This is a genomic window from Nocardia gipuzkoensis, from assembly GCF_021183645.1.
In the GTDB taxonomy this organism is placed as follows: Bacteria; Actinomycetota; Actinomycetes; order Mycobacteriales; family Mycobacteriaceae; genus Nocardia; species Nocardia abscessus.
This window is the reverse complement of sequence record NZ_CP089225.1, coordinates 5972971-5990278: the sequence shown is the minus strand read 5'-3', so window position 1 is coordinate 5990278 and position 17308 is coordinate 5972971. Positions and strand designations below refer to the sequence as shown.

The following is a 17308-nucleotide window of genomic DNA, read 5'->3' as shown; positions in this document are numbered from 1 at the left end:
AAGGCCGACAATGGGTGCCATGACGGCGTGGCACCCCGACGGCACAGTCGCTGCGGCGGCACCCCGAGCTGATCCGGCCGCGGACCGGCACGAGTTGCGCGGGCGCACGGACCTGGTCTGGTACGCCGCGTACGGCTCGAACATGAGCCTGGACCGGCTGCGCACCTACCTTCGTGGCGGCAGGCCGGAAGGCGGAACGCTCACCTTCCCCGGCTGCCGCGACCCCGCCGACCCGATCCGCTCGATCCCGCTCCGGCTGTCCGGCGTGCTGTATTTCGCGACCGAATCGCTGACCTGGACCGGCGGCCGGGCGTTCTACGACCCGGGCTGTCCGGGCGAGATCGCCGTGCACGCCCATCTGCTCACGACCGCGCAGTTCTCCGACATCGTGGCGCAGGAGATGTACCGCGCCCCGGGCACCGAGGTGAATCTGACCGAGGTGACCGAGACAGGCGCGACAACGCTCGGTCCGGGACGGTACGAAACCTTGGTCTGCGCGGGCGCCCACGAGGGGCACCCCGTGCTCACCTTCACCGCGCCCTGGCGCTACCGCGACGTGCCCGGTAATCCGCCCGCCGCCGCCTACCTGCGGCATCTGGCGGCGGGCCTGCGCACGGCACACGACTGGTCGTTGCGGGCGACCGCGGGCTACCTCGCCACCCGTCCCGGCGCCGACCGTCGATGGACCCCCGAGACGGTCCACGCATTGCTCGGCGCCGGCCAGCCGCGGCGAACCTACGGGGACACCGCGCCCGCCCCGGCCCACCTGCCGACCGGCGTTTCGTCCTCGGAGTCGCGGTAGCTGCGTGCCACCAGCGCGGCGCGCAGATACCACACCCCGGACGCCTGGGCGGGGTCGAATCCGGTGAGCTGTCCGATGCGCTTGAGCCGGTAGTCCACGGTGTTGGTGTGGATGTGCAGCGATCGCGCGGTGCGCTGGCGGTTCAGATTGGTACTGATGTGACGTTTGAGCGTTTCGAGGAGTTCGGGGTGCTCGTCGAGCGGGTCGAGCAGGGTGCGAAGCGTTTCCAGGCCGGGGCCCGGCCGGGTGAGCTGGTATTCCAGCGCCAGGTCGTCGAATCGGAACAGTCCACGGGTCCAGCGCAGCCGCTGCACCATGTCGAGCAACTCGTGCGCGCGATCGGCCGCCGTCGGCACCTCGACCGGCGTCGCGGCGATCACCGTCGCGGCGATCGGCACCTGCGCCGCGCGGCCGAGACCCTCGACCAGTTCGTCGAGTGCCTTGTCCTCGGGCAACGCCGACGGCAGCAAGACGGTGCCGCCGTCGACGCTGAGCAGCGACAGCACCGCATCACCACAGCGGGTCGCCAGTTCGGATTGCACCCGGCGCAACTTTCGCCGCGCTACCACCGCACCGTCGAGTTGCGGATTGCGCTCGTCCGGGTGGGGCGGGATCGCCAGCGCCAGAACGGAGTACGAGTCGGCGATCTGGATGCCGCATTCGCGCGCCATGGTGAAGGTGGGATGCCCGCCGAGCAGGGCCGAGGCAAGGGTGTGCGCAGCCGTGTGATGCTCGCCGACCACGGCACGCAGCTCGGTGACGTACGCCCGCGAGACGGTCGAGGTGATGGTGTCCAGGATCTCCAGCAGGCGGCGGCTGATGTCCTTGAGACTGTCGAAGTCCGCGGCGGTCGCGTTCGCGACGATCAGGTCGAAGCCGAGCTTGAAGCCCTCGTGCACGGCGTGGTGGATGGTGTCGATGGGGATGCCCTCCCGCGCCCAGCCCGCCGCGGCGTTGCGCAGCAGCAGAGTCTTCTCGGGGATGTCACTGCCGTCGAGCATGCTGACGGCCAGTTCCAGACACAGGCGGGTGATGTTGGTGATGTCACCGTTGAGCGCCTCGCCGGGTAGCGTCCGGCAGTGCGCGACGGTCTCGATGAAATGGCCGACCATTTTGCGCGACAGATTCCGCACGTCCCGCAGTGAAGAACTGGCCGGGCGGCCCGACAGGGTCAGATCCGGACCTGCCGAATCGGTGATGGACATGTGACTCCTTCCCTCCCCGATCGCGGAAAGTACTCAACGGTAACTTGACCGGATCGACGTGCCGAGGGGCGAGCCCGGGGTTGGGGACACCGCCCGAAGCGGACGGCTCCCGGCTGTGAAGCCTCACAAGTCGTATGCGCGCGGTCGAAAACTTTCGATCCCCGTCGTAACGTCGGTGGCAGCAGGGTCGCCGGGCGGAGGGAGGGCCATGAATATCGGCCCGCACGAAGATGATCGCAGCATCGCCGAGATGTCCGCGAGATTCGATCGTGGCACCGATCGCAAGGGTCCCGACGCGTTGATCCGAATGGGTTTGGAGTTGGCGCTCGTCCTGGTCGACGCGGCGGAGGCCGCGGGAAGTCTGGCACTGGGCCGTTTCGAGCACGCGGCCGCCAGGTGCGCCCAGGCGGGCATCCCGATCGAAGCCGTGCACGCCGTCCTGCGCGACAGTGTCGACGCGGGCTTGGCGGCGCCCGGGACCGATTCGCCGGAACGCCGCGCACCGCGTGACCGGGTCGAGCCCGGCGTCCTCAGCGAATTCCTGGAGACGCTGAACTCCGTGGTGGCGCGCAGCTACGCCGGCTGATCCGGATCGGCCGCTCAGAGCGTTGCGACCAGAGCCGCGCTCTCCAGCGCGCATCCGTGACCGATGGTGATCCCGGAGCCGCCGTGACCGTAGTTGTGGACGACGGGTATCCCGGGCAGCACGGTGGTGTCGAGTTCCACCCGGACTTCACGGCGACCAGGGCGCAGCCCGACCACGGTTCCCAGGACTTCGCTGTCGGCGAGCGCGGGCGCCAGCTCACGGCAGCGCCGCAGAATCGACCGGGTGAGGTCGGGATTCGGCGTCGTGTCCCACTCTCCGGTATCCAGGGAGCCGCCTAGCACACAGTCGTTCGCGCGGGGATGGACATAGGCGCGGCCGAGCGGATGTGCCTCGTCGCGGACCGACACCGACAGTCCCGGATTCGCCACGCGCACGATCTGGCCGCGGATCGGATACACCTCCGGGTCGCCGACGAGTTCGGCGGCCCGCAGACCGGCGCAGTTGACCACGACGTCCGGTGCGAGGTCGGCGAGATCGCCGAGGCGCGCCACGGTGCGCAGCACGCGGCGCGCGCCCGCGGCGTCCACTTGGGCGCTGAGGAACGGCAAGTAGGTGGGCATCTCCACGAGGGGGACTTCGAAACGGAACCCGAACCGGTAACCGGGGGGCAGTTCGTTCCGGTCGGCCGCCCGGAACGAGCGCACCGACCGCGCCCACGCGGGCATCGCGGGCTCCTCGCGATACAGCGCCATAGAGGCACACATGCGCACGCCCGGCGCATCGGCGGCGGCCAACCCGGCCAAATGCTCGAAAGTCGTCTCGCTCCAGGCCCGGACCCGATCGGCCGGGCCTGCGGCGGTCGGGAACCAGACCGCCGCGGCCAGGAAGGACGTCGTCGCCGTGATCGGCTCGGCGCTGACGACGATCACCTCGTGCCGTCCACGCAGCAGTTCGGCCGCGGTGGACAGACCCGAGATGCCCGAGCCCAGGACGACGATCCGCATGGGCTGAGCCTATCGAGCCGGTACGCTTCTGGCGGTTTCCGCAGCACCGCCCGTGGGAGGCGCACTCGGGGCGGAGACGTCAGTCCGCGTCGTCGAGCGACGTGACGCCGGTGGTCATGGCCACCACCGGCCACTGCGGCCCGACGCAGGTCGCGGCGACGGTGCTGCCCGCCGCGAAACCACCGCGGCTCTCCCCGGTGCGGGCCAGGTCCACCCGTGGACCGGCCTGCTCGGCCGAGCCGATCAGGGCGCAGTTCCAACTCTCCGACGGCGGCTGGCTGCTCAGCGCGATGGTGCCCTCCTCTTGGGTGTCCGCGGACAACGTCGGTCCCGCGGCGGCGAGTCCCGCACCGGCAGCGGCCACAAGCACGGCGCAGCACCCGGTCACGGCGAGACGTAGAGCGATCCGGAACATGCGACAACTCCTCTCCGTGCGGCCCCCTTGTCGTTCGCGTTGCCGTCTCCCTACGGTTCAAACCGGCGGCGGAACGCGGACGGGATCCGACCCCCGGCAGCTGACTAGCCGACCCGCTCCTGGGTATTGCGACCAGCATGGACGATGGCCGCCTGACCGTGGGCGTGGAAGAGGAGTTCCTGCTCGTCGACCCAGGTACCGGCGAACCGCTGGCGCGCAATGTCGAGGTGGCGCGCACAGCCGAGGAATTCGGCATCGACCTGCAACTCGAACTCACTCGCTGCCAAGTGGAGGCCAACACCGCAATCCACACCGACATCGCCGCGTTGCACCGGCAATTGCGCGAATCGCGCCGCGGCATCGCCATCTGCGCCCAGCGCAACGACGCCCGCCTGCTCGCCGTCGGTATCCCGCCGACCGTCCCGCATGACTTCCCGGTCACCGATACCCCGCGCTACCAGCGCATCGCCGAGAACTTCGGCATGCTCGCCCACGAGCAGGGGCTGTCGGGGTGCCACGTGCACGTCGGCATCCCCGACACCGAGACCGCGATCCAGGTCAGCAACCACCTGCGGCGCTGGCTGCCGCAACTGCTCGCCATGACCGCGAATTCGGCGATCTACCGCGGCACCGAGACCGGATTCGCCAGTTGGCGCAGCATCCTCTGGCGGCGCTGGCCCAGCGCCGGGCCGCCGCCGTACTTCGAGTCAGCGCGGGACTATGAGGCCATGGTCGCGATGATGCTCAACAGCGGCAGCATCTTGGACAAGCAGATGGTCTATTGGGACGTCCGGCCCTCGGTCTCGTTCCCGACCGTGGAGGTGCGGGTGAGCGACATCCCGGCGACAGTCGAGGAAACCGCCCTCCTGGCGGCGCTGGTGCGCGCCATCGTGGTCATGGCGCGCAAGGCGGTGGCGGCCGGGCAGGTCGCGCCGCCGGTGCCCGCCGAAGTGCTGCGGGCGGCGTACTGGAAGGCGGCGCGTTCGGGACTGTCCGGAGACGGCGTCGACCCCCTCGACGGCAACGTGGCGCCGGTGCGGACTCTGCTGAACCGGCTGATCGAATATGTCGCGCCCGCGCTCGACGAGGCCGGTGACCGCCGTTTCGTCGACGAGGCGTTCGCTCGCCTGCTCGCGCGCGGGAACGGCGCGTACCGGCAGGTGGCGGCGCTGCGGGTGCGCGACTCGATCGACGATGTCGTGGAGGAAGTGGCGCGCGCGACCCTCGAAGGCTGCGAGTAGCCGGGGCGCCGCTCAGCTGAGCCCGACCGAGGCTAGTTGCGGTGAGGTCGGCCGGGGCGATCTGTTGGCGGGTTCGATCGTGAGGGCGACGACATCACGCGACGCCGCTGGACGATCTGCCGGAGATCACGGCCACGGCGTGGCGGCGGACACGAGTCCTCGATCGCCCGAAGAATCTTCGACTCCAGCGTGCGCGGTGGCTCGACCGCTCCGGCCGCGCTCAGCGCCGCCAGCGTCTCCCGGATCCCGCGCACGGCGCCCGCGAACGCCGCCGCGGTTCCGGAATCGGCCCTGGCGAGGCGGTTTTCGATGCGCCTGCGCTCGATCTCGGCCATCGCGTCCATCGCGTAGGGGTATGCCAGGTCGAGCAGATCCGCACGGCAAGGCTCGGAGTCGGTCATGACCGATCGCCTTCGGCCGGACGGACCGGAAGCCCTGAGTGCACGCCACCGACCGGTCGCGCGCGCATGCCAACCCGCATGCCTTGACTTCGCGGCGCAGCGCCCCGCGGATTGGATTCTCGCGATATTTCGCCACCGCGCGGGTACGCTGCTCGTCCGCCGGATCGTCCCGATCGTCTCGGCCGAACGTACCCGCAAGCGCCGTGCTCCGCCCCATCGGCGGACCCGCCCGTTTGCTCTGTCCGCTCTCCAGCGCAGAGGAGAACACCGTGTTCACCGAACTTCGCGATCCGGGCGGTACCCCGCTCGCGCATGTCACCGTGGCCCTCGGCTGGGATCCGGCCGCCCGCCCGCGCCTGTTCGGCCGCCGCGAAGAGACCGACCTCAACGTCGCTGCCCTGCTCTTCGCCGCGGACCGGCTGGTGGACGTCGTCTATCACGAGCAGCTCAATTCGACGGACGGGTCCGTGCGCCTGCACGGGGACAGCGTCACCGGAGAGGGCGCGGGCGACGACGAGATCATCAGCGTCGATCTGTCCCGGCTCGCCACGGAGGTCACGACGGTCCTGTTCCTCGTCACCTCCTACACCGGCCGGAGCTTCGATCGGATCGCGAACGCCTACTGCCGGGTGATCGACACGGTGGGCCGTACCCAGCTCGCTCGGTACGACCTTACCGGCGGCGGTTCGCACACCGGCCTGGTACTCGGCCGCGTGCGCCGCGCCGACGGTTCCTGGCGCTTCGACGGCGTCGGCGCGGGCCTGCGGGCGCGTCACCCGGTCGAGGCGATTCCGCAGCTCGGCGACTACCTCGACCGGTCCTGACACGACTTCGGTTGCACCCCATCGGCTTCGGGGCGGATCGCGATTGCCGGTCGTGCGGCGGCCCCGTCCCCCGCCTCGGATACGACGCCGACCGGCGGCGTCCGATTGGAATCCGGACGCGCGGGTAGTCGCGGTGCAGGAGGTGTGACATGCCGAAGGAGGTCTCATGACCGAGACGACACAGACTCGCCCGCCGGCGAACTCACGGTCGGTCACCGAGCTGGTCGAGGACGCCACAGCCCAGCTGTCCCGGCTCATCCGCGACGAACTTCAGCTCGCCCGCATCGAGATGCGGCAGAAGAGCAAACGGTTCGGCCGTGGAGCGGGCCTGGCGGGTGTCGCGGCGCTGCTGGCGTTCTACGGCGGGGCGGCGTTGATCGCCGCGGCGGTGCTCGGCCTCGCCGAGGTCCTGCCCGGCTGGGCGGCCGCGCTGATCGTCGCGGGCGCGCTGCTGGTGGTCGCGGCGATCCTCGGACTGTCCGGGAAGAAGAGCGTGGAGCAGGCGAACCCACCGATACCGCAGGAGGCGGTCGAGGGCGTGCGCGAGGACATCGAGGTGATCAAGGACAGGAGGCGGGGATGAGTGACAGCCGACCGGAGGCCGGGCAGCCCACCGACGACGTCGCGGCTCTGCGGCGCGATCGCGATCAGGCCAGAGCGGAACTCGGCAGGACGGTCGAACAGCTCGGCCACAAGCTCGACGTACCCGCGCGCAGCAAGGAGAAGGCGCACGACGCCGTCGAGGCGACGCAGCACGCGGCGTCCGATGCGGCGCTGGCTGTCGCGGGCAAAGCTCAGCAGGCCCGGACGGGCGCCGCGGACCTCGCCCACCGGGTGGCGGCGGCGACACCGGAGCCGGTCGCCGTGCGCGGCAGGCAGGCCGGTGGCGCGCTGCGCGCCCACCCGATCCCGGCGGCGCTCGGCGCGGCGGTGCTGGCGGCGCTGGTGTGGCAGATCGTACGGAGGCGGCGATGAAGACGCTCTACAAACCGCTCGGCTTGGTGATCAGCGTGCTCGGCGGCCTCGCGGCGAACGCCGTGTTCACCAAGGTGTGGACGCAGATCACAGGTGCGGAGCAGGCCCCCGCGTCGACCGCGCGGGATCATTCCTGGCGCGAGGTGCTGTTCGCCGCGGCATTGCAGGGCGCCGTTTTCGGTCTGGTCAAGGCCGCGATCGATCGTGCGGGCGCAACCGGCTACCAATCGCTCACCGGCACTTGGCCCGACTAGCGCCACCATGCGTGGGCGTGCCTCGCCGCCGTTCGGATTCGCGACCGCCGCCGCAGATTTCGGATACTCTCCCGGAATCACGGCGGCGGTCGCGCGCCATGGTCGGGGCAGCAGGACGTGTTCCCGCAGACCGAGCCCCGGTGACCGAGTGGCCCCCGCTCAGCGTCGAATCGCGGGACGGGGCCTCTTGTCTAGAGAGGCGACTTCGTCGGTACGGGCGCCGACTCGACGGTTCAGTCGCGGCCCAGCGCCTTCGCCAGCTCGCTCTTCGACATGGTGGAGCGACCTTTGATGTTGCGGCGCTTCGCCTCGTTGTACAGCTGATCGCGGGTCGGCCCCTTCGGGCCGCTGCTACCGGAGCGCTGGCCGCCACGCTGTTGGGGCGACTTGTCCCGGGTCGAGCTGCGGCTCGCGGTCTTGGTCTTTCCCTCTTGGGCACGGTTCTTGTTCACCGTGCGCGCGGCGATCTCCTTCGCACGTCCGGTGCTCGCGCCCCGGCTCTTCGCCGAATCCTTGACGTGCTCGTATTGCCGCTCTTCCTTGGAACTCCATTCCTTGGGCATGTCACACCTCCTGCTCAGCGACTACCCGGGGCGGAGAGTTACTAACCAGCGCGTACGACCCACGCTCCGGGCGAGCGATATGCCCCCGGCCCGAGACCGAGGCAGCACACAGTGTGATCGGAGGACGGCTCGATGGGGTAAGTTGGCCGCGGAATGCTTGCTCTCTGCGCCCTGCCCGAGTGCGCACGAGACGCGAACCGGAGCGGAGGTCGACGTGGCGAACTGCCGAGGACGCCTCGCCGGCACGGGAGGTGGATGGTGAGTTCCGAAAGCGCGCCCAGGGCGCTGGAGGTCCAGGTGCGGTCGGCGGCGGACGCGGTGGTCGTCACCGTGCACGGCGAGATAGACATGGCATCCGCGCCACACTTGCAGTCGGCGCTGGATGAGGCGCTGCGCAACGCGCCCGCCGCGGTCGTGGTGGACATGTCGAACGTCGGGTTCCTCGGCTCCGCCGGTCTCAGCGTCCTGCTGGCGGCCTCGGAGGCCACCGGCTCCGGTGGCTTGCGCGTCGTCCCGAGCGACGCCGCGCGCAGGCCGATCGAGGTGACCGCGCTGGACCGGCTGCTCACGGTGTTCGACTCCCTCGAGGAAGCACTCGCGGTGGACGAGACCCAGTCACCGAGCTGAGCTCCACGGCCCCTATCGCTGCAGCGCAGGCCCCGCCGCGGTTTCGACCCAGCGTCGCCGGGTAATTGCCCGGTCGTCGGCACCGTGTCGACCTGAGCGCACCGGGAGGAGGCCGTATGGCAGACAACCGCGAACACCGACTGGTGGGGGTGCCCGCAGTGGCGGCATTGGCGGATCTCGGATTCGCTTCGGTCGCTTCGGGCGTCATCGCGCGGCGTCGGCCGGTGCTGGGCCTGCTCGAACGCACCGGGGCCGATACCCGGGCGATCGAACGTGTCCGGCAGTTACGGCGTGAATTCGGTGCGGGTCCGGTCGAGCTCGTGGTACCCGGTCGCCGGATCGTGGTCGTTCTCGATCCGCAGGACGTCGGGCGGGTGCTGGCCGACGCGCCGACGCCGTTCCACCCGGCCAATCGGGAGAAGCGGGCCGCGCTGCGCCAGTTCCAGCCGCACGGTGTGCTGCTGTCGCAGGGCCCGATCCGGGATCAGCGCCGCGCGGTGAACGAGGCCGCGCTGGACTCGGCCGAGCCGCTGCATCGCCTGGCCGGGCCGTTCTCCGAGGCCGTCGCGGAGGAGGCGCGCGAGCTGGTCGTGTCGGCTCTGCACCGCGGTCACCTGGACGCGCGGCAGTTCACCACACGGTGGTGGCGGCTGGTGCGGCGGATCGTGCTCGGCGAGCGGGGCCGCGACGACACCGTACTCACCGACGAGCTTTCCCGGTTGCGCTCGGCGGGTAACTGGTCGTTCCTGGCACCGGCCCATCGCAGGCAGCGCGACCAGTTCACCAATCGGCTGTACCGCCACGTGGAGTCCGCTCCGCCGGACAGCCTCGCCGGGGCGCTGGCCGCGGTGCCCGCGGGAGGGGCCACCGATCCGGTCGGGCAGATCCCGCACTGGTTGTTCGCCTTCGACGCGGCGGGCATCGCGCTCAGCCGTGCGCTGGCGGTGCTGAGCACCCATCCCGAGCACCACGCCCGCGCGCTCGCCGACGCCGTCGATCCGGACCGCGTAGACCTGCGCGGCTATCTGCGCGCCTGCGTGCTCGAGTCGGTGCGGCTGTGGCCCACCACGCCCATGCTGCTGCGCGATATCACCGCCGACACCCAGTGGCGCGACGGCGACGAGCGCTTCACCATCGCGGCCGGTGCCGCCCTGATGATCGCGGTCCCCGCGTTCCACCGCGACCCCGATCTGCTGCCGTTCGCCGACCAGTTCGTCCCGGACATCTGGCTCGACGGCCGCGCGGAGCAGTACCCGCAGCTCGTGCCGTTCAGCGCGGGCCCGGCCGACTGCCCCGGCCGCAATCTGGTTCTGTTCGTCACCAGCACGCTGCTCGCGCACCTGCTGACCTCGGCCGACTTCCGGCTGCGCTCCACCCCGCGCCCGAACCCGGACGCCCCGTTGCCGGTGACACTGAACAACTTCGGCCTCGACTTCACCGTCGAGCCGTGCATGACACAGGCCGGCTGACCGTCCATTTCTCGCCACCGCCGCGCGCTTGCGGCGTGCGGCCGGGCTGGAAACGAACGGCCGCGCTCGGCGCTGGTGCACCGAGCGCGGCCGATGCCCGACACTCCGGGCCGGTCGGTTCCTAGCGGCTTGCGCCCGCGGCGGCACCGATGAGGCCGCCGACCACGCAGCCGGGGAAGACCCCGACGACGAAGAAGACGAGCCCGATCAGCGCACCGACGGCACAGCCGATCGCCAACCCGCCCAGGGTGGTCGTCGGGTCACCGATGAACCGCGGCGCGCCCGGCTCCGGCATGGCGGCGCCGACCGGCGTCAAGGTCAAAGTCGTCCCGGCCGCATCGATATCCGGAGCCACACCGACCTGCTGGCCGAATGCGGACTGTACGGTCGTCGGCACCGTCGTCAGCACCGCACCGTCGGGCCCCAGCACCGCGATTCCCCCGTCCGGCAAGTAGGCGAAGGTACCGGAAGCCAGCGTGACCGCGGCGCTCGACCGGTCCGGCGCGACGGTGGCGGTGTAGCCGACACCGCTGTCGTTCGCACTGTTCGCGGGGCCGTCGAACTCGGTCTGCCCGTACGCGGTCGCCGCGGTCACGCCGGTGGCGGCAATGGTCAGCAGCGTGGTCGCAACCAATTTCGTGAACTTCATGAGCCTTCCCATCCTCAGCAGATTCGATCTGTCGTTACCTGGGTACAGCCGTGAATCACTAGCGATTATAGATGCTACGCATCACCATTTCCGGCAACAGTGAATGCCCGAAATGTCTTGCCCGCCAGTATGTTCCGGCGACGACCGGGAGAGATGAAAAGGCAGCTCCGGCTACTCCAGCTCGCCTTCGGCCGCCAAATAGACCTGACGCAGCCCGTCGAGTGTGTCCGGTTCGGGATGTTCCCACAGTTTCCGCTCGGCCGCCTCCAGCAGCCGCTCGGCAATGCCGTGCAGCGCCCAGGGATTGGACTGCTCCATGAACTTCCGGTTCACGTCGTCGAAAACATAGCTCTCGGTGAGCTTCTCGTACATCCAGTCGGCTACCACGTTGGTGGTGGCGTCGTAGCCGAACAAGTAGTCGACGGTCGCCGCCATCTCGAACGCACCTTTGTAGCCGTGCCTGCGCATGGCCTCGAGCCAGCGGGGGTTCACCACGCGAGCACGGAACACCCGCGCCGTCTCCTCCGACAGCGTCCGGGTGCGCACCGCGTCCGGACGGGTGCTGTCGCCGATGTAGGCCTCCGGATTCTTGCCGGTCAGCGCACGCACCGTGGCCACCATGCCGCCGTGGAACTGGAAATAGTCGTCGGAGTCGGCGATGTCGTGCTCGCGAGTGTCGGTGTTCTTGGCGGCCACCGCGATTCGGCGATACGCGCCGCGCATGTCCTCGGCGGCGGGCGCACCGTCGAGATCACGCCCGTAGGCGTAGCCGCCCCAGGTGGTGTACACCTGGGCGAGATCGTCGTCGGTGCGCCAGCTCTTCGCATCGATCAGCTGCAACAGCCCTGCCCCGTAGGTGCCCGGCTTCGAGCCGAAGATGCGGGTGGTGGCGCGCCGCTGGTCGCCGTGCTCGGCGAGATCCGCGAGGGCGTGCGCGCGTACATAGTTGGCCTCGGCCGGCTCGTCCAGGCCGGCGACCAGGCGAACCGCGTCGTCCAGCAGGGCGAGGACATGCGGGAAGGCGTCGCGGAAGAAGCCGCTGATGCGCACCGTGACATCGATGCGGGGGCGGCCCAGCTCCTCGAGCGAGAGCACTTCGAGCGTGCTGACCCGGCGGCTCGCCTCGTCCCAGACCGGCCGGACGCCGAGCAGCGCGAGGACTTCGGCGATGTCGTCGCCCGAGGTGCGCATGGCGGAAGTGCCCCAGATCGACAGACCCACCGACCGCGGGTACTCGTCATGGTCGGCGCGGTAGCGGTCGAGCAGGGATTCCGCCATGGCCTGGCCGGTCTCCCAGGCCAGCCGGGACGGCACCGCCTTCGGGTCGACCGAATAGAAGTTGCGCCCGGTCGGCAGGACGTTGATCAGGCCGCGCAACGGCGAGCCGCTCGGTCCGGCCGGGATGAACCCGCCGTCGAGTGCGTGCAGCACCCGGTCGATCTCGACACCGGTCTGCCGCAGGCGCGGCACCACCTCGCGCGCGGCGAACCGCAGCACCTGCCGGACCTCCGCGTTGTCGGTGAGGCCGTCGACCGCGTCCGCCGACCAGTCCGCCGCCTGCAATGCCGCGACCAGCCCGCGGGCGCGGTCTTCCACCGCGTCGACGCGCTCGCGCGCCTCGCCGCCCGACTCGTCCAGGCCCAGGGCTTCGCGCAGGCCGGGCACACTGCGCTCACCGCCCCACAGCTGGCGCGCGCGGAGCATGGCCAGCACCAGGTCCAGTTCGCTCCCCCCTACCGGCGCCTGGCCGAGAACGTGCAGGCCGTCGCGGATCTGCACGTCCTTGATCTCGCACAGCCAGCCGTCGACGTGCAGCAGCATGTCGTCGAAGGAGTCCTCGTCCGGGCGCTCGGCGAGGCCGAGGTCGTGGTCCATCTTCGCGGCGCGCATCAGCGTCCAGATCTGCTGGCGGATGGCGGGAAGCTTGGCCGGGTCGAGCGCGGAGATGTTGGCGTGCTCGTCGAGCAGCTGCTCCAGACGCGAGATGTCGCCGTAGCTCTCGGCGCGGGCCATCGGCGGGATCAGGTGATCGACGAGGGTGGCGTGCGCGCGACGCTTGGCCTGCGTACCCTCGCCCGGGTCGTTGACCAGGAACGGGTAGATCAGCGGCAGGTCGCCGAGGGCGGCGTCGGTGCCGCAGGAGGCCGACATGCCGAGCGTCTTGCCGGGCAGCCATTCCAGGTTCCCGTGCTTGCCCAGGTGCACCATCGCGTCGGCTCCGAAACCCTCGGGCGCGCTGAGCCATCGGTAGGCCGCGAGGTAGTGGTGGCTGGGCGGCAGGTCGGGGTCGTGGTAGATCGCGACCGGGTTCTCGCCGAAACCGCGTGGCGGCTGGACCATGAGCACGACGTTGCCGAAACGCAGCGCGGCGATGACGATCTCACCGTCCGGATCGGACGAGCGGTCGACGTAGAGTTCGCCCGGCGGCGGACCCCACGCTTCGACCACGGCGGCACGCAGATCGTCGGGCAGGGTGTCGAACCAGGCCGCGTAGGTCGCCGCGCCGATGCGGATCGGGTTGCCCTCCAGCTGTTCGGAGGTCAGCCAGTCGGGGTCTTGGCCGCCCGCCGCGATCAGAGCGTGGATGAGGGCGTCACCGTCCTGTTCGTCCAGGCCGGGCACCTCGCCGGGGCCGCCGAGATCATAACCGGCGGAGCGCATTTCGGTGAGCAGGCGAATGGCGCTGGCCGGGGTGTCCAGGCCGACGGCGTTGCCGATGCGGGCGTGCTTGGTCGGGTAGGCCGACAGCATGACGGCGACCCGCTTGCGTGCGGCGGGAATGTGGCGCAGCCGCGCATAGCGCGTCGCGATGCCGGCGACGCGGGCGGCGCGCTCGGGATCGGGGACGTAGGTGGACAGGCCGTCGGCGTCGAATTCCTTGAACGAGAACGGGACCGTGATGATCCGTCCGTCGAATTCCGGCACCGCGACCTGGGTCGCGACATCCAGCGGGGACAGCCCGTCGTCGTTGGCCTCCCATTGGGCGCGGCCGGTCGTCAGGCACAGCCCTTGCAGGATCGGCACGTCCAGGTCGGCCAGCGCGCCGACATCCCAGGCCTCGTCCTCGCCACCCGCGGAGGCGGTGGCGGGCTTGGTGCCGCCCGCGGCCAGCACCGTCACCACCAAGGCGTCGGCTCGGCGCAGGGTGGCGATCAGCTCGGGGTCGGCGGTGCGCAGCGAGGCGCAGTACAGCGGCAGCGCCCGCGCGCCCGCCTGTTCGATGGCCGTGCACAGGGCGTCGACGTAGGCGGTGTTGCCGGCTAGATGCTGTGCGCGGTAGTAGATCACCGCTACGGTCGGCCCCTCGGCCCGCGTCGCGGCGGCCCGGTCCAGCTCGCCCCAGCTGGGCAGCTGAATCGGCGGCTCGAACCCGTGACCGGTCAGCAGCACGGTGTCGGACAGGAAATTGTGCAACTGGCGCAGGTTCTCCGGGCCACCGGCGGCGAGGTAGTTGTGCGCGTCGGCCGCGACTCCGCCCGGAACGGTGGAGCATTCCATCAGTTCGGCGTCCGGGGCGATCTCGCCGCCGAGCGCGACCAGCGGAATACCGCTCGCGCGCAGCGCCTCGAGCCCGTCCTCCCAGGCCCGCTTGCCCCCGAGGATGCGCACGATCACCAGGTCGGCGCCGTCGAGCAGGCCGGGCAGGTCCTCGACCAGCAGGCGAGCCGGGTTGCCCCAGCGGTAGTCGGCGCCGCTGGCGCGGGCACTGAGCAGATCGGTGTCGGACGTGGACAACAGCACAATCACGGGTGGCAGCCTTCCTCGGGTGACGCGCCCATCGGGGGGTTCGCTGCTCGCCGGGGAGGGTCTGGCTTTCTACAGTGGCGCGACCGCACCGGACTTCCACCGGTTTCCTCGTCGTCCGCCGAGCACGCCGAGCCTACCTGCCGCTGTGATCGCCCTCGATCATGTGTCCGGTACGGCGGTCACGGTCGCTGGCCCGGGCGGCCAAGAAGTCGTCGACGAGCCGCGCGCAGTCGGCCGCCGTGGCGGCTGGGAAGCCGACCAGCCTGGCGAACACGATCGGGCCGACGAGCTGGATCAGCGCGAGCGTCACGTCGAAGTCGCCGAGCTGCGCCCGCACTTCCGGATCACCGAACAGCTGGTCGAACGGCTCGCGGTACTGCTCGATCAACCGCTGCCGCAGCGAGGTGAAGGCGGGGCCCGCGCCGGATTCGCCACGTTCGCCGGTGGCCAGCCACGCCAGCGTGGAGATCTGCAGCGGAGCCTCGTTGACCACCGCTGCCTGCCTGCTGAGCAATTCGGTCAGCCGCTCGCGCAGTGGGCCTGCGGGCGGCGCCTCGATGACCGGAGGAAGCAGGTGCTCCAGCGTCGCGGCGCGCAACTGCATGGCGTTGTCGAAATGCCGGTACAGCGTGGTGCGCGCGACCTTCGACATGGCGGTGACCGCCTCGACGGTAACCGCTTCCAGCCCACCGGTTCTGAGCAGAGCCGTCGCGGCCTCGAGCAGTCTGGCGCGGGAGCGCAGTTTGCGCGGGTCGACATCCTCGCCGGGAGCGAGGTGGCGCGGGGTCGGTTGGACAGCTCCGGTCATGAATCGAACGTTCCTCCTCCGGGACGTCTATCGCCACCCTGTCGACTTATGCTACTGATAGTAGCGTAGCGATACTGACAGTTCTGTTCTGCCGGGAGGCGCCATGGAGTCCACCACGACCCGTTTGTCAGCCGCTCAGCGGTGGATGCTGGCGATCTCCTGTGCCACCGTTGCCCTGGTCGTCGCGTCGATGGCGGCCTTGTACACCGCACTGCCGGACATCGCCGCCGCGACCGGCGCCAGTCAGCAGCAGCTCACCTGGGTTGTCGACGGGTACACCCTGGCGCTGGCCTGCCTGGTTCTCCCGGCGGGCGCGCTCGGCGACCGGTTCGGGCGGCGCGCCGTGCTGATCATCGGACTGCTGGCCTTCGCGGTGGCCTCGGCGACGCCCGTACTGCTCGACACACCCGGCTGGTTGATCGCGGGCCGGACGGTGGCCGGAGTGGGCGCGGCCCTCGTCATGCCCTCGACGCTGTCACTGATCACCGCCGGGTTTCCCGAGTCGCGCCGGGGCAATGCCGTCGGGCTGTGGGCGGGCGTCGCGGGCGCGGGCGCGGTGCTCGGCATCCTCGGATCGGGCCTGCTGCTGGAGCAGTGGTCGTGGGTGTCGATCTTCCTCGCCATGTCCGTCGCGGGCCTGCTCCTGACGATCGCGGGTTGCACCCTGCCGGAGTCGGTCGACCGGGCCCGTCCCGGAATCGACCTGTGGGGCTCGGTCTTCTCGGCCGCGGCTGTCGGATCGCTGGTGGTGGCCGCGATCGCGGCACCCGAGCGCGGCTGGCTGGACCCGGTGGTGATCGGCACGACGGTCGCGGCGGTGCTGGCGGCGGTGGCGTTCCTGGTGGTCGAGACGCGGGTGGCGCACCCCCTGCTGGATGTGCGCCTGTTCGCCCATCGCGGCTTCGGCTCCGGCACCGCATCGGTGACCGTGCAGTTCCTCGTGTGCTTCGGGACCTTCCTGCTGATGGTCCAGTTCCTACAGCTGATCCTCGGGTACCGGCCGCTGACGTCTGCGCTGGCGATGGCGCCGATGGTCGTGCCGATGGTGGCGATCTCCGCGGTGGCGCCCCGGCTGGCCGAACGGGTCGGCCTGCGGTTGCCGATCACCGGCGGACTGGTGCTCATCGGCGTGGCGCTCGTCGCGCTGTCCGGCCTCGAAGTCGACAGCACCTACCTCGATCTACTCTGGCCGTTTCTGATCATGAGCAGCGGCACCGGCCTGTGCACCGCACCCGCGACGGCCGCGATCATCGCGGGCACCCCGGTGGAGAAGCACAGCGTCGCCGCCGCGGTGAACGACGCGGCACGCGAAGTGGGCGCGGCGGTCGGCATCGCCGTCGCGGGCAGCATCCTGGCCGCCGGGTACAGCGCCCGCATCGCGCCCGTCCTGCCACAGGTGCCCGAACAGATCCGCGAACCGGTCGGCGACTCGCTGGCCGCGACGCTGCAGGTCACCGACCGGGTGGGCCCGCAGGCCGCACCCCTGGCCGAGTTGGCCGAGTCGGCCTTCGTCTACGGCGTCCAGCAGGCCGCGCTCGCGCTGGGCATTCTCACCTTCGTCGCCGCGATCCTCATCGGCGTATGGGCGCCGGGACGCGCACGCGCGGACGCCGAACCCGCGGCGCCGCAGCCGGAAACACAACCGACGACGACGCCGTGACGATCGCTCGCCGTGACGTCTCGGCGCGAACGGTCAGCACGACACCGCCGCCGACGACGACATGGCGGCACGCGAAACCGATTGCGCGCGTGCCGATCCCCGCCCGCCCCGCACCGG

The 17308-nt window shown here is 70.5% G+C and carries 18 protein-coding genes; 10 read left to right on the top strand and 8 right to left on the bottom strand.

Annotation, left to right across the window (positions count from 1 at the left end; genetic code table 11):
• The first annotated feature begins 19 nt into the window (after window positions 1–19).
• Complete coding sequence (locus tag LTT66_RS27425) at window positions 20–802, top strand: histone deacetylase (RefSeq protein ID WP_233061371.1); 783 nt, start codon at window positions 20–22, stop codon at window positions 800–802.
• Here LTT66_RS27425 and LTT66_RS27420 read toward each other — a convergent pair.
• Entirely contained in the window at window positions 736–2007 is a 1272-nt protein-coding gene (locus tag LTT66_RS27420; protein WP_233061368.1) for a PucR family transcriptional regulator, read from the bottom strand. The two genes, LTT66_RS27425 and LTT66_RS27420, sit on opposite strands and share 67 nt — an antisense overlap.
• Before the next feature lie 250 nt (window positions 2008–2257).
• Here LTT66_RS27420 and LTT66_RS27415 point away from each other — a divergent pair, with 250 nt between their 5' ends.
• The gene (locus LTT66_RS27415) at window positions 2258–2593 is read left to right on the top strand and encodes a hypothetical protein (protein ID WP_181723315.1); all 336 of its coding nucleotides are present in this window, start codon (window positions 2258–2260) and stop codon (window positions 2591–2593) included.
• A 14-nt stretch (window positions 2594–2607) separates the two neighbouring features.
• On the opposite strand, the gene LTT66_RS27410 is transcribed toward LTT66_RS27415, so the two are convergent.
• A complete protein-coding gene (locus LTT66_RS27410) occupies window positions 2608–3558 on the bottom strand; it encodes an FAD-dependent oxidoreductase (RefSeq protein ID WP_233061366.1) in 951 nt (316 codons plus the stop codon).
• Between the two features lie 79 nt (window positions 3559–3637).
• Entirely contained in the window at window positions 3638–3973 is a 336-nt protein-coding gene (locus tag LTT66_RS27405) for a hypothetical protein (RefSeq protein WP_233061364.1), read from the bottom strand.
• 137 nt (window positions 3974–4110) lie between these two features.
• Between LTT66_RS27405 and LTT66_RS27400 the strand changes: the two genes are divergently transcribed.
• A complete protein-coding gene (locus LTT66_RS27400) occupies window positions 4111–5214 on the top strand; it encodes a glutamate--cysteine ligase 2 (protein ID WP_233061362.1) in 1104 nt (367 codons plus the stop codon).
• 32 nt (window positions 5215–5246) lie between these two features.
• On the opposite strand, the gene LTT66_RS27395 is transcribed toward LTT66_RS27400, so the two are convergent.
• Window positions 5247–5615, bottom strand: coding sequence for an RskA family anti-sigma factor (locus LTT66_RS27395; protein ID WP_233061360.1), 369 nt, complete (start codon window positions 5613–5615; stop codon window positions 5247–5249).
• A gap of 269 nt (window positions 5616–5884) precedes the next feature.
• Between LTT66_RS27395 and LTT66_RS27390 the strand changes: the two genes are divergently transcribed.
• The 4 genes from LTT66_RS27390 (at window position 5885) to LTT66_RS27375 (ending at window position 7668) form a co-directional block, all read left to right on the top strand.
• The gene (locus tag LTT66_RS27390) at window positions 5885–6439 is read left to right on the top strand and encodes a TerD family protein (RefSeq protein WP_233061359.1); all 555 of its coding nucleotides are present in this window, start codon (window positions 5885–5887) and stop codon (window positions 6437–6439) included.
• A 166-nt stretch (window positions 6440–6605) separates the two neighbouring features.
• The gene (locus LTT66_RS27385; protein ID WP_233061357.1) at window positions 6606–7022 is read left to right on the top strand and encodes a phage holin family protein; all 417 of its coding nucleotides are present in this window, start codon (window positions 6606–6608) and stop codon (window positions 7020–7022) included.
• Window positions 7019–7414 (top strand): DUF3618 domain-containing protein, encoded by a 396-nt coding sequence (locus LTT66_RS27380; protein ID WP_233061355.1) that lies wholly within the window; start codon window positions 7019–7021, stop codon window positions 7412–7414. The genes LTT66_RS27385 and LTT66_RS27380 overlap by 4 nt, the downstream gene beginning before the upstream one ends.
• A complete protein-coding gene (locus LTT66_RS27375; RefSeq protein WP_233061353.1) occupies window positions 7411–7668 on the top strand; it encodes a DUF4235 domain-containing protein in 258 nt (85 codons plus the stop codon). Before LTT66_RS27380 ends, LTT66_RS27375 begins: the two co-directional genes overlap by 4 nt.
• A 233-nt stretch (window positions 7669–7901) precedes the next feature.
• Here the strand turns inward: LTT66_RS27375 and LTT66_RS27370 are convergent, their stop codons facing one another.
• Window positions 7902–8231, bottom strand: coding sequence for a hypothetical protein (locus tag LTT66_RS27370; protein WP_043692884.1), 330 nt, complete (start codon window positions 8229–8231; stop codon window positions 7902–7904).
• Window positions 8232–8486: 255 nt separating this feature from the next.
• On the opposite strand from LTT66_RS27370, the gene LTT66_RS27365 reads away from it, so the two are divergent.
• Entirely contained in the window at window positions 8487–8858 is a 372-nt protein-coding gene (locus tag LTT66_RS27365) for an STAS domain-containing protein (protein ID WP_233061351.1), read from the top strand.
• Between the two features lie 116 nt (window positions 8859–8974).
• Window positions 8975–10327, top strand: a complete 1353-nt coding sequence (locus LTT66_RS27360) for a cytochrome P450 (protein ID WP_233061349.1) — start codon at window positions 8975–8977, stop codon at window positions 10325–10327.
• 121 nt (window positions 10328–10448) lie between these two features.
• Here the strand turns inward: LTT66_RS27360 and LTT66_RS27355 are convergent, their stop codons facing one another.
• The 3 genes from LTT66_RS27355 to LTT66_RS27345 form a co-directional block, all read right to left on the bottom strand.
• Window positions 10449–10976, bottom strand: a complete 528-nt coding sequence (locus tag LTT66_RS27355; protein WP_181723326.1) for a hypothetical protein — start codon at window positions 10974–10976, stop codon at window positions 10449–10451.
• A gap of 171 nt (window positions 10977–11147) precedes the next feature.
• Entirely contained in the window at window positions 11148–14723 is a 3576-nt protein-coding gene (cobN, locus tag LTT66_RS27350; RefSeq protein WP_233061347.1) for a cobaltochelatase subunit CobN, read from the bottom strand.
• A 133-nt stretch (window positions 14724–14856) separates the two neighbouring features.
• The gene (locus LTT66_RS27345; protein ID WP_233061345.1) at window positions 14857–15531 is read right to left on the bottom strand and encodes a TetR/AcrR family transcriptional regulator; all 675 of its coding nucleotides are present in this window, start codon (window positions 15529–15531) and stop codon (window positions 14857–14859) included.
• A 103-nt stretch (window positions 15532–15634) separates the two neighbouring features.
• Here LTT66_RS27345 and LTT66_RS27340 point away from each other — a divergent pair, with 103 nt between their 5' ends.
• Window positions 15635–17191, top strand: a complete 1557-nt coding sequence (locus tag LTT66_RS27340) for an MFS transporter (protein ID WP_233061343.1) — start codon at window positions 15635–15637, stop codon at window positions 17189–17191.
• Window positions 17192–17308 lie beyond the last annotated feature (117 nt).

Coding starts and splice junctions, on each gene's coding strand:
- LTT66_RS27425 (WP_233061371.1), top strand. CDS start 20: ATGACGGCGTGGCACCCCGACGGCACAGTCGCTGCGGCGGCACCCCGA.
- LTT66_RS27420 (WP_233061368.1), bottom strand. CDS start 2,007: ATGTCCATCACCGATTCGGCAGGTCCGGATCTGACCCTGTCGGGCCGC.
- LTT66_RS27415 (WP_181723315.1), top strand. CDS start 2,258: ATGTCCGCGAGATTCGATCGTGGCACCGATCGCAAGGGTCCCGACGCG.
- LTT66_RS27410 (WP_233061366.1), bottom strand. CDS start 3,558: ATGCGGATCGTCGTCCTGGGCTCGGGCATCTCGGGTCTGTCCACCGCG.
- LTT66_RS27405 (WP_233061364.1), bottom strand. CDS start 3,973: ATGTTCCGGATCGCTCTACGTCTCGCCGTGACCGGGTGCTGCGCCGTG.
- LTT66_RS27400 (WP_233061362.1), top strand. CDS start 4,111: ATGGACGATGGCCGCCTGACCGTGGGCGTGGAAGAGGAGTTCCTGCTC.
- LTT66_RS27395 (WP_233061360.1), bottom strand. CDS start 5,615: ATGACCGACTCCGAGCCTTGCCGTGCGGATCTGCTCGACCTGGCATAC.
- LTT66_RS27385 (WP_233061357.1), top strand. CDS start 6,606: ATGACCGAGACGACACAGACTCGCCCGCCGGCGAACTCACGGTCGGTC.
- LTT66_RS27380 (WP_233061355.1), top strand. CDS start 7,019: ATGAGTGACAGCCGACCGGAGGCCGGGCAGCCCACCGACGACGTCGCG.
- LTT66_RS27375 (WP_233061353.1), top strand. CDS start 7,411: ATGAAGACGCTCTACAAACCGCTCGGCTTGGTGATCAGCGTGCTCGGC.
- LTT66_RS27370 (WP_043692884.1), bottom strand. CDS start 8,231: ATGCCCAAGGAATGGAGTTCCAAGGAAGAGCGGCAATACGAGCACGTC.
- LTT66_RS27365 (WP_233061351.1), top strand. CDS start 8,487: ATGGTGAGTTCCGAAAGCGCGCCCAGGGCGCTGGAGGTCCAGGTGCGG.
- LTT66_RS27360 (WP_233061349.1), top strand. CDS start 8,975: ATGGCAGACAACCGCGAACACCGACTGGTGGGGGTGCCCGCAGTGGCG.
- LTT66_RS27355 (WP_181723326.1), bottom strand. CDS start 10,976: ATGAAGTTCACGAAATTGGTTGCGACCACGCTGCTGACCATTGCCGCC.
- LTT66_RS27345 (WP_233061345.1), bottom strand. CDS start 15,531: ATGACCGGAGCTGTCCAACCGACCCCGCGCCACCTCGCTCCCGGCGAG.
- LTT66_RS27340 (WP_233061343.1), top strand. CDS start 15,635: ATGGAGTCCACCACGACCCGTTTGTCAGCCGCTCAGCGGTGGATGCTG.